The following is a 10,774-nucleotide window of genomic DNA, read 5'->3' as shown; positions in this document are numbered from 1 at the left end:
GTGCAAGCGCCATCGCGCTGGGCAAGGCCAAAGCCGGCGCGCCGTACTCGGCCGCGGTCTACGTCGTGGGCGTGATCAACGGCGTGTGGGGCGTGCATCGCTCCGACGACGCCGGCGCCACCTGGACGCGCTTCAACGACGACGCGAACCAGTTCGGCGGCATTGGCGTCATGGCGGCCGATCAAGGCATCTACGGCCGCATCTACATCAGTGGTACCGGCCGAGGAATGCTGTTCAGCAACTGAAACAAGGGCTCGGCAGGCCGGTGTCCAGTTCTTGGCGCCGGTCTGCCGCTGCATAACGCTCGTGACCGGCGGAGACAACCGGCCGAGCACCTTCACTGAAAGGTAGAACATGAGAACCTTGATACACGCGCTGCTGCTTGCCTTTGGCACGAGCGCAGCCCCGCTGGCGCTGGCGCAAACCTGCGCGCCGACCGCCATCACGCCCTACATCAACGTCAATGGCACGTGGACGCAAACGGCATCGGCCACCATCAAGACCGGTGCCTCGGCCATCCTCGGCCCGCAGCCGATATCCGGGGGCATGTGGAGTTGGAGCGGCTGCGGCACCGCCGGTGCAGCGCGCGAGCAGACCATCCAACCGGCCGCAGCCTGCACGGCCACCGCCACCTACACCAACAGCTGTGGCGCCAAGTCCCAGCAGGCGTTCTCCATCAAAGTGGGCACCTGGAACAGCGTGAAGTGGGGCGGCGGCGGCTATGTCGACGGCCTGATCTATCACCCGACGACCCCGAACCTCTTGTACGCCCGGACGGACGTCGGCGGCGCCTACCGCTGGAACCAGGCCACCTCGCAATGGGTGCCGATCACCGACGGCCCGGGTTTCGGGGGGGGGATAGAAGGAGCCTTCCACACCGTCGAAAGCATCGCCCTCGATCCAACCAACGACCAGCGGGTCTACATGGTCGCGGGCGATAGCAAGAAGAACGCTCGCTTGTACATTTCCAGCAACCGCGGCGACAGCTGGACATGGGTCACGCTGCCGTTTCTTGCCGGCGCCGATACCGGTCGGGCGATTGGCGAGCGCCTGAGGCTCGATCCGACCAATCCGTCGACGATGTTCTACGGTTCGACCAAGGCCGGCCTGTGGAAGAGCACGAACTCCGGCCAAACCTGGGCGCAGGTCACGGGCCTGTCTTCCTACACGACGACCAACGCCATGGTCGGCGTCGAGCAGATCATCTTCGACAACGGGAACGTGGGCGGCGGCCAGCCGACCTGGAACATGTGGGCCGCGATCGCTCCTGACTACGCCACCGCAGCGGGCCTGACCTCGACCTTCTACAGGTCCAGCAACAACGGCTATTCATGGACGCCGGTCGCGGTGCCGGCCGCCGTCGCCGGGTACTACATCCCGCACTTCGCGCGCGCCGCCGACGGCAATTACTACGTGGTGTTCAACAAGAACGCAGGCCCGGGCGGCGACGGTCCCGGCTACCTCTACAAGTACACCGGTATCAATGGCGGCGCCTGGACCTTGCTGAGCAGCACTACCACGGGCGGCTACGGCGGCGTGTCCGTCTACGGCAGCGGCCCGACCACCCGCATCGCGCTGGCCGTGAGCGCTACCTGGGGCGATTTCACCGGCCAGAAGATCACCCAGTTGTCCGACAACGCAGGCAGCACCTGGCGCGAAATCGAGTCCATGATGCCCCACGAGCAGAACAGCGCCGGGTACTGGGGCTGGAATGACGACATCGAGATCGATCCGAACAACCGCGACCACATCTTGCACCTTGACGGTCCCGGCATCTGGGAGACGATGAACGCCTCGTCGGCGACACCGAGCTGGACCACCAAGCTGAACAATCTCGAAGAGACTGCCACGCTGGCGCTCATCACCCCTCCACCCGGCGCGACCTACAAGTTCATCAGCAGCGCGGGCGACATCGGCCCCTGGGTCCAGACAGACCTCGCGACGACGCCGACCAAAGGCCCCAACACCGGCTGGAGCAATGGCAATTCCGCCGACATGAGCTGGTCGGATCCGCAATACATTGCCCTCACCGGCGTCACGCACGGGGATCACAAAGGATTCGGGTACTGGTCGGGCGACGGCGGCACCACGTGGACACGCTTTGCCACCTTGCCTCCCGGCGCCGCGACCAATACGCACGAATCGTCGAACATTGCTGTCACCTCACGCAACAACGCGATCTGGGCGCCGCCCGATACCGTGCCGTCCTACACCACCAACAATGGCGCCAGCTGGACGGCGACCAATCTCCCCGCGCTGCCGGAGACGTCCGGCTTCCCTCGCTCATACCGGCTCGCGGTGGATCGCAGGAATCCGAACAAGGTCTATGCCTACGATTCGGGCGGCTCCGTGTTTGCTGGTCCGGGCAAGTTCTACGTCTCGACGGATGGCGGCCACAACTTCACGCTGAGCCAGGGTTCGGTGTCGGCAAATATGAAGGGCAATCCGTATTTCCTGACCGGGATGGCGGTCAACCCGAACGTCGAGGGCGACATCTGGGTGGCTGACGGCAATACCGTGTACCACTCGGTCGACTCGGGCGCCACCTGGACCAAGTTCAACAACTTCGCGTCTGTTTTCGGCAGCGACTTTTGGCCCGACGTGAACGGTGCCAGTGCCTTGACTCTGGGCAAGGCAGCCCCTGGCGCGCCGTATTCCGCCGCGGTCTACGTGGTGGGCGTGATCAACGGCCAGTGGGGTGTGTGGGCTTCCAACAATGCAGGCAGCACTTGGACCCGCTTTAACGACGATGCCCATCAGTTCGGCGGCATAACCAGGTTGGCGGGTGACTGGAACACCTACGGCCGGATCTACGCCGCCGGCGGGGGCCGCGGCGTGCTCTACAGCAATTGAACCGAGAGCTCGGCAGGCTGGCGTCCAAATCATGGCACCGGGCCTGCCGCCACCTCCTTCACCTTGTTCGACGGTTATGCCCAAGCCCTGGCGCCGACCGTCCATAACGCTCGCATCCGGCGGAGACAACCGGCCGAGCACTTTCAACCTTGAAAGGTAGAACCATGAGAGCCTTGTTATCCACATTGCTGCTGGCCCTGGGGGTCAGCGGGGCCCCATTGGCCCAGGCACAAAGCTGTGGCAGCGGCGGCGGTACCACCGTCTGCCTGACGGCCACTGGCACGACCGACAACGTACAGCTGGGCTGGACCGTCAGCGGCAACGTCTCGCGCCTGGAGGTCTACCGCGATACCGACGCCGATCCCAACGGCCGCAGCCGCATCGCCGCGCCGGGCAGTAGCGCCAGGAGCTACACCGACTCCACGGCCGCAAACGGCACGCCCTATTGGTACTGGGTCAAGTTCACGACCAACGGCGGCAGCTACAACTCCGGCGTGGCCACTGCCACGCGCAACAGCAGCTGCACGCCGACGGCCATCACGCCTTACATCAGCGCCAACGGGTCCTGGACGCAGACGGCCTCAGCCTCGATCACTGCAGGCAACTCGGCCATCCTCGGCCCGCAGCCGGTGACCGGCGGTTCGTGGGGCTGGAGCGGCTGCGGCACGTCAGGCTCGGCACGCGAGCAGACCATCACGCCTGCTGCCAGCTGCACGGCCACCGCCACCTACACCAACAGCTGCGGCGCCAAGAGCACGCAGGCGTTCGCGATCACCGTGCCCGGCTCCATGCGCGACCTGACGAGCGTGCAGCTGTCGCAGCAGATGTCGCCCGCCTGGAACATCGGCAACTCGCTGGACGCCTCACCCAACGAGACCAACTGGGGCAATCCGCTGATCAACCAGCAATTGCTCAACGCAGTGAAGGCGGCCGGCTTCAAGACCGTGCGCATCCCCGTCAGCTGGAACCAGTACGCCGACGCCAACGGCAACATCAGCCCAACCTTCATGGCGCGTGTCACCGAGGTCGTCGGTTACGCACGCAACGTCGGCCTCTACGTCGTGCTCAATACGCACCATGAAGGCAGCTGGCTGATCCCGACCTACGCCTACCAGGCGAGCGCCAACGCGCGCCTGGCCAAGCTGTGGACGCAGATCGCCAACAACTTCAAGAACTATGACGACTACCTGCTGTTCGCCGGCACCAACGAGGTGATGGTGTCCGGCGACTACGGCCCACCGACGGCCGAGTACCAGGCCGTCCAGAACGGGTTCAACCAGGTCTTCGTCGACACGGTGCGGGCCACGGGCGGCAACAACGCCAAGCGCCATCTCGTCGTGCAGGGTTTCAACACCAACATCGACTCGACCTACAACGGCTTCATCAAACCCAACGACTCCGCGACCAACCGGATGTTCCTGGAAGTGCACTACTACGATCCGTACCACTTCGCCCTCGACGGCAGCAGCAACATCTGGCAGTGGGGCGCGACCGCGACCAATCCGGCCGTGACCGAGACCTGGGCCAACGAGGCGTACGTCGACGCGCAGTTCCAGAAGATGAAGTCCCGCTTCGTCGACGCCGGCTTGCCCGTGCTGATGGGTGAATATGGCGCGATCCTGAAGTCCGAGTACGACCCGGCCGGCACCTACCGCACCGCCTGGACCAAGTACGTGACCAAGTCCGCCTTCCAGCACGGCATCGTGCCGGTGTGGTGGGACAACGGCTATGACGCCAACCACCAGTTCGGGCTGTTCAACCGCTACACCGGTGCGCAGTACTTCCCTGAACTGATCAAGGCCATCGTCGACAACGCCAAGTGATGTGACGACGCAGACCGGGTCGTGAATTCACGACCCGGTCTTTCCTGCTTTAAGGCGCGCGCGTGATGGCGTCGACCCAGATGAAACTGATACGAACCAAGACTTTCTGGCGCCCGCTGCTGGCAACAGCGCTGGCGCTTTTGGCCTCTCTGAGCCAGGCGGAGCCCTATCGCTGGGACAGCCTCGCCATCGGCGGCGGCGGCTACGTGGCGGCCATCGTGCCCAGCCAGACCGAGCGCGGCCTCATCTACGCCCGCACCGACGTCGGCGGCGCCTACCGCTGGGACGCCGCCAAGGCACGCTGGACCTCGCTACTCGACGGCGTGTCCGAGGCCGACGTTGGCCTGCTGAGCGTGGACGCCCTGGCGCTGGACCCCAAGGACAGCGCCGTCGTCTACCTGCTGGCCGGGGTGCCCTACTTCAGCGGCGGCAAGACGGCGGTCATGCGCTCCACCGACCGCGGCGCCACCTTCAGCCGCATCACCGACGTGAGCCACCTCTTCCGCGCCAATGGCAACAGCCTGGGCCGCAGCAATGGCGAAAAGATGCAGGTCGACCCGGGTGACGGCAAGGTGCTCTATGTCGGCTCGCGTGCCAACGGCCTGTTCAAGAGCCTTGACGCCGGCGCCAGCTTCAAGCGGGTCGACGCATTGCCGGTGACCACCACGCCCAACGAGACGGGCATCAGCTTCGTGCTGCTGGATCCAACCAGCGTGGTCAATGGCACGGCCCAGCGGATCTTTGTGGGCGTGTCGCGCTTCGGCTCGGTCGGCCCCAACCTCTATCGCAGCGACGACGCCGGCGCCAGCTTCAAGCCGGTGGCCGAGGCGCCGTCGGCCTACATCCCGCAGCGCGCGACGCTCGCCGCGGACGGCCATCTCTACATCACCTACGGCGACGGCTCAGGCCCGCATGGCGACTGGAAGAAGCTGGACCTGCCCGAGCCGCTGACGGCCGGCCAGGTCTGGAAGTACCAGGTCACCGGCGGCGCCTGGACCGACGTCACGCCCAAGGGCATCAAGCACGCGTTCTCGGGCGTGTCGGTCGACCCGCGCAACGCGAAGCGCCTGGTCATCTCGACCATCAACACCTGGATGCCGCAGGGCGGCAAGAACGCTGGCGACCGCTTCTACGTCAGCAACGACGGTGGCCGCAACTGGACCGACGTGGTGGAGCGCGGCTTCGCCATGGACACCAGCGGCGTCAGCTGGATCTCGGCCTACGCCATCCACTGGACGGGCTCCATCGAATTCGACCCCTTCGACACCCGCGCCGTCTGGGTCACTTCCGGCAACGGCGTGTTCCGCACGGCCGACATCGACGCCACGCCGGCCACCTGGACCTTCACCGTCAAGGGCCTGGAAGAAACTGTGCCCAACGTGGCCGTCAGCGTGCCCGGCGGCCCGCTGCTGTCGGTGATCGCCGACTACGACGGCTTCCGCCACCAGAAGCTGGACGCCTTCGCGCCCATCCACGAACCCCGCATGGGCTCGACCACGGGCCTCGCCGTCGCGGGCAGCAACACGGCGGTCGTCGTGCGCGTGGGCGGCAAGAAGATGTACCGCTCGGCCGACACCGGCACCACCTGGACCGAGGTGGCCGGCATGCAGGGTGACTACGGCACGCTGGCGCTGTCGGCCAACGGCGCTGCGCTGCTGCACAGCTTCCGCCAGGCGGACGGCAGCAACCGCACCGTCCGCTCCACCAACTTCACCGAGGCCAAGCCCGTGTGGACGGCGGTGCGCGGCCTGGAAGGCGCGCCGATGCGGCCGGTGGGCGACCCGGTGAACCCGGCCAAGTTCTACGCCTACGACCGCGGCACCGTGCGCGTCAGCACCGATGGCGGCGCCAGCTTCGCTGCCACCGCCACGCTGGCTGCCAATGGCTCATCGCTGGTGCGCGTGACGCCGGGGCGCGAAGGTGATGTCTGGGTGGCCCTCAAGGCCGGCGGCCTGGCGCGCTCCACGGATGCCGGCCGCACGTTCACGACCCTTCCCAACGTCGCCCACTGCGGCGCGGTGGGCTTCGGCAAGGCCATGGCCAACGCCCCCTACCCCACCGTCTTCATCTGGGGCTCGCCCCAGGGCAAGCCACTGGGGGTGTATCGCTCCGCCGACGCTGGCGGCAGTTGGCAGCGCATCAATGACGACGCCCACCAGTTCGGCGGCCCCGGCAACGGCGAGTTCGTCATGGGCGACATGAACGTCGAAGGCTTGGTCTACATGAGCACGGTGGGCCGCGGCATCGTCTACGGCCTGCCGGCGGGCGCTCCCCATTCACTCAAACCCTGAGCACCATGAGTCAACAACTTTCCCGCCGCGCACTGCTCCAGTCCTCCGCCGCCGTCATGGGCGCCGCCGGCCTGCCTGCCGCCCACGCAGCGCCCTCTCCCTTCAAGCCCACATGGGACTCTCTCGTCGGCGGCTACCGCACGCCCGACTGGTTCCGCGATGCCAAGTTCGGCATCTGGGCGCACTGGACCGCGCAGTGCGTGCCCGAGGCGGGCGACTGGTATGCCCGCCACATGTACATCCAGGGCAGCGGCCAGTACGAACACCACGTCAAGACCTACGGTCACCCGACCAAGGTCGGCTTCATGGAGATGAACAACCGCTGGAAGGCGCAGAACTGGGATCCTGAAGCGCTGATGGACCTGTACGCCAAGGCCGGTGCGAAGTACTTCGTCTCGCTCGCCAACCACCACGACAACTTCGACGCTTACGACTCCAAATATCACGCCTGGAACTCGGTGCGCGTCGGCCCCAAGAAGGACATCGTCGGCACCTGGGCCAGGATCGCCCGCGCCAAGGGGCTGCGCTTCGGCGTCAGCAACCACTCGGCGCATGCCTGGCACTGGTTGCAGCCGGCCTATGGCTACGACGCGGAAGGGCCGCTGGCCGGCCAGCGCTATGACGCCTTCAACCTGAGCAAGGCCGACGGCAAGGGCAAATGGTGGGAAGGCCTGGACCCGCAGGACCTCTACACGGGCCGCAACATGGTGATGCCCGACGGCATCAAGACCACGCAGGCGGCCCACGACTGGCATGAGAAGCACGACCGCGTCTGGGACGAGAACCCGCCGACACAGAACCCCGCGTTCACGCGCCAATGGTTCCTGCGCTGCCGCGACCTGATCGACAGTTACCGGCCCGATCTCGTCTATTTCGACAACTCCCGCCTGCCGCTCGGCCAGGCTGGGCTGGACATCGCGGCGCACTACTACAACGCCAGCATGGCCTGGCACGGTGGCAAGCTGGAGGCCGTCCTCAACGCCAAGGAGATCCCGCCTGAATGGCGTGCGGGCATCGTCGAGGACGTCGAGCGCGGCCAGCGCGCCGGCATCGAGCCGTTGCCCTGGCAGACCGACACCTGCATCGGTGACTGGCACTACAACCGCGGTGTCTTCGAAGGCCATCACTACAAGTCGGCGGCCAGCGTCATCCATCGCCTGGTGGACATCGTCTCCAAGAACGGCAACCTGCTGCTGTCCATCCCGCTGCGCGGCGACGGCACCATCGACGCAGACGAGCGCAAGGTCCTGGAGGGCCTCGGCGAATGGATGGGCCGCAACGGCGAGGCCATCCATGGCACACGCCCGTGGCGCAGCTTCGGCGAGGGGCCGACGCAGATCGGTGGCGGCATGTTCAGCGAAAACCAGGTCAAGGACTTCACCGACCAGGACATCCGCTTCACCACCAAGGCCGGCGCCCTGTACGCCATCGGGCTGGCCTGGCCCAAGAACGGCGTCATGCGCATCGCCGCGCTGGCGCAGGACTCGGCGCTGGCGCCCGGCGTGATCGAGCGCATCGAAGCCGTGGGCTCCACCGACAGCCTGCCCTTCAAGCGCACGCCGCAAGGGCTGGAGGTGCGGCTGCCCGAGGGGCTGGCCGGCACGCCCGCGATCGCGCTGAAGGTGCGCGGCCCGGGCCTGGCATGAGCGGCCGCCCTTTTCACTGAAAACAAGCCATGACGCAGAAACTTTCCCGCCGCTCCCTGCTGCAGGCCACCGCCGCCACGATGGGCGGCGCCGGGCTGCCCGCCGCGCAAGCCGCCCCCGCCCCGTTCAAGCCGACCTGGGATTCCCTCGTCGACGGCTACCGCACGCCCGACTGGTTCCGCGATGCCAAGTTCGGCATCTGGGCGCACTGGAGCGCGCAATGCGTGCCCGAGAGGGGCGACTGGTATGCCCGCAACATGTACATGCAGGGCAGCGGGCAGTACGACCACCACGTCAAGACCTACGGCCACCCGACGAAGGTCGGCTTCATGGAGATGCAGAACCGCTGGAAGGGGGAGAACTGGAACCCCGAAGCGCTGATGGACCTGTACGTGAAGGCGGGTGCGAAGTACTTTGTCTCGCTCGCCAACCACCACGACAACTTCGACGCCTACGACTCGAAGTACCACGCATGGAACTCGGTGCGCGTCGGCCCCAAGAAGGACATCGTCGGCACCTGGGCCAAGCTGGCTCGCGCCAAGGGGCTGCGGTTCGGCGTCAGCAACCACTCGTCGCGTGCCTGGCACTGGTTGGCGCCTGCCTATGGCTACGACCCCGAAGGCCCACTGGCCGGCCAGCGCTACGACGCCTTCAACCTGACCAAGGCTGACGGCAAGGGCAAATGGTGGGAAGGCCTGGACCCGCAGGACCTCTACACGGGGCCCAACAGAGTGATGCCCGACGGCATCAGCACCGTGGCCGCCGTCACCGAATGGCATAAGCGCAGTTACTACACCTGGAAAGACGTGGAGCCACCGAACAACCCGGCGTTCATTCGCCAGTGGTTCCTGCGCTGCCGCGACCTGATCGACAGCTACAAGCCCGACCTCGTCTACTTCGATAACTCTCACCTGCCGCTCGGCCAGGCCGGCCTGGACATCGCGGCGCACTACTACAACGCCAGCATGGCCTGGCACGGCAAGGTGGAGGCCGTCATCAACGCCAAGGAGCTCTCACCCGAAATGCGTGGCGGCGTGGTGGAGGATCTCGAGCGGGGCCAGCGCGCCGGCATCGAGCCGCTGCCCTGGCAGACCTGCACCTGCATCGGCGACTGGCACTACAACCGCGGCATCTTCGACAACCACGGCTACAAGTCGGCCGCCAGCGTCATCCACCGCCTGACGGACATCGTCTCCAAGAATGGCAACCTGCTGCTGTCCATCCCGCTGCGTGGCGACGGCACCATCGACGCCGACGAGCGCAAGGTCCTGGAAGACATCGCCGCCTGGATGGGCCGCAACGGCGAGGCCATCCATGGCACGCGGCCGTGGCGCACCTTCGGCGAAGGGCCGACGAAGGTCGGTGGTGGGATGTTCAGCGAAGGCCAACTCAAGAACTTCACCACCCAGGACATCCGCTTCACGGCCAAGGCCGGCGCCCTCTACGCCATCGGGCTGGCCTGGCCGGAGAACGGCGTCATGCGCATCGCCGCACTGGCGCAGGACTCGGTGCTGGCGCCTGGCGCGATCGAGCGCGTCGAGGCCGTGGGCTCCACCGACAGCCTTCCCTTCAAGCGCACCCCGCAAGGACTGGAAGTGCGGCTCCCCGAAGGCCTGGCTGGTTCGCCGGCCGTGGCGTTGAAGATTTCGGGCGGCGGGCTCGCATGACGCTACCTATCCGCAGACATTTCCTGGCACGTGCCGTTGCGCTCGTTGCTGCAGTGCCGGCCTGCTCGCTGGCGGCGCCGCCCATACCCACGAGTTCGCTGTTCGACGTCAAGCGTTTCGGCGCCAAGGGCGATGGCCGCACGCTCGACTCGCCGGCGATCAATACGGCCATTGCTGCCGCGGCCGCAGCAGGCGGGGGTACTGTCTATTTCCCGCCTGGACGCTACCTGTCGGCGTCGATCAGGCTCAAGAGCAACATCACTCTCTACCTGGAAGCGGGCGCGGTGATCGAAGCCGTTGACGCCAGCGTGGCGCGCTACGACCTGCCCGAGCCGAACGAGGCCGGCGGCAACTATCAGGACTACGGCCACAGCCACTGGCAAAACAGCCTGATCTGGGGCATTGGTCTGGACAACGTGGCCATCGTCGGCGGCGGCTTGATTCATGGCAAAGGCTTGATCAGCGGCCACGACAAATACACCGGCTACTACTAC

General features: G+C 66.3%; 6 protein-coding genes and 1 pseudogene. All 7 read left to right on the top strand.

Annotated features, from left to right (window positions below; translation table 11 throughout):
* A pseudogene (locus AC1DW0_RS29385) lies at nt 1-245 on the top strand (dockerin); the annotation flags it as partial.
* A 109-nt stretch (nt 246-354) separates the two neighbouring features.
* A complete protein-coding gene (locus AC1DW0_RS29380) occupies nt 355-2,853 on the top strand; it encodes a dockerin (protein WP_082532515.1) in 2,499 nt (832 codons plus the stop codon).
* A gap of 164 nt (nt 2,854-3,017) precedes the next feature.
* Complete coding sequence (locus tag AC1DW0_RS29375; RefSeq protein WP_477949596.1) at nt 3,018-4,676, top strand: glycoside hydrolase family 5 protein; 1,659 nt, start codon at nt 3,018-3,020, stop codon at nt 4,674-4,676.
* Between the two features lie 80 nt (nt 4,677-4,756).
* Entirely contained in the window at nt 4,757-6,967 is a 2,211-nt protein-coding gene (locus AC1DW0_RS29370) for a WD40/YVTN/BNR-like repeat-containing protein (RefSeq protein ID WP_477949594.1), read from the top strand.
* A 5-nt stretch (nt 6,968-6,972) separates the two neighbouring features.
* Nucleotides 6,973-8,613 (top strand): alpha-L-fucosidase, encoded by a 1,641-nt coding sequence (locus AC1DW0_RS29365; protein ID WP_477949593.1) that lies wholly within the window; start codon nt 6,973-6,975, stop codon nt 8,611-8,613.
* Between the two features lie 29 nt (nt 8,614-8,642).
* Complete coding sequence (locus tag AC1DW0_RS29360; RefSeq protein ID WP_477949591.1) at nt 8,643-10,280, top strand: alpha-L-fucosidase; 1,638 nt, start codon at nt 8,643-8,645, stop codon at nt 10,278-10,280.
* Nucleotides 10,277-10,774, top strand: a 498-nt coding sequence (locus AC1DW0_RS29355; RefSeq protein WP_477949589.1) for a glycosyl hydrolase family 28-related protein, incomplete at its 3' end; no start/stop codon positions are given. The genes AC1DW0_RS29360 and AC1DW0_RS29355, both read left to right, overlap by 4 nt.

Source organism: Roseateles sp. P4_D2, assembly GCF_056401875.1.
Note: the sequence above shows the minus strand (reverse complement) of the source record. Positions and strands in the feature narration are given on the sequence as shown.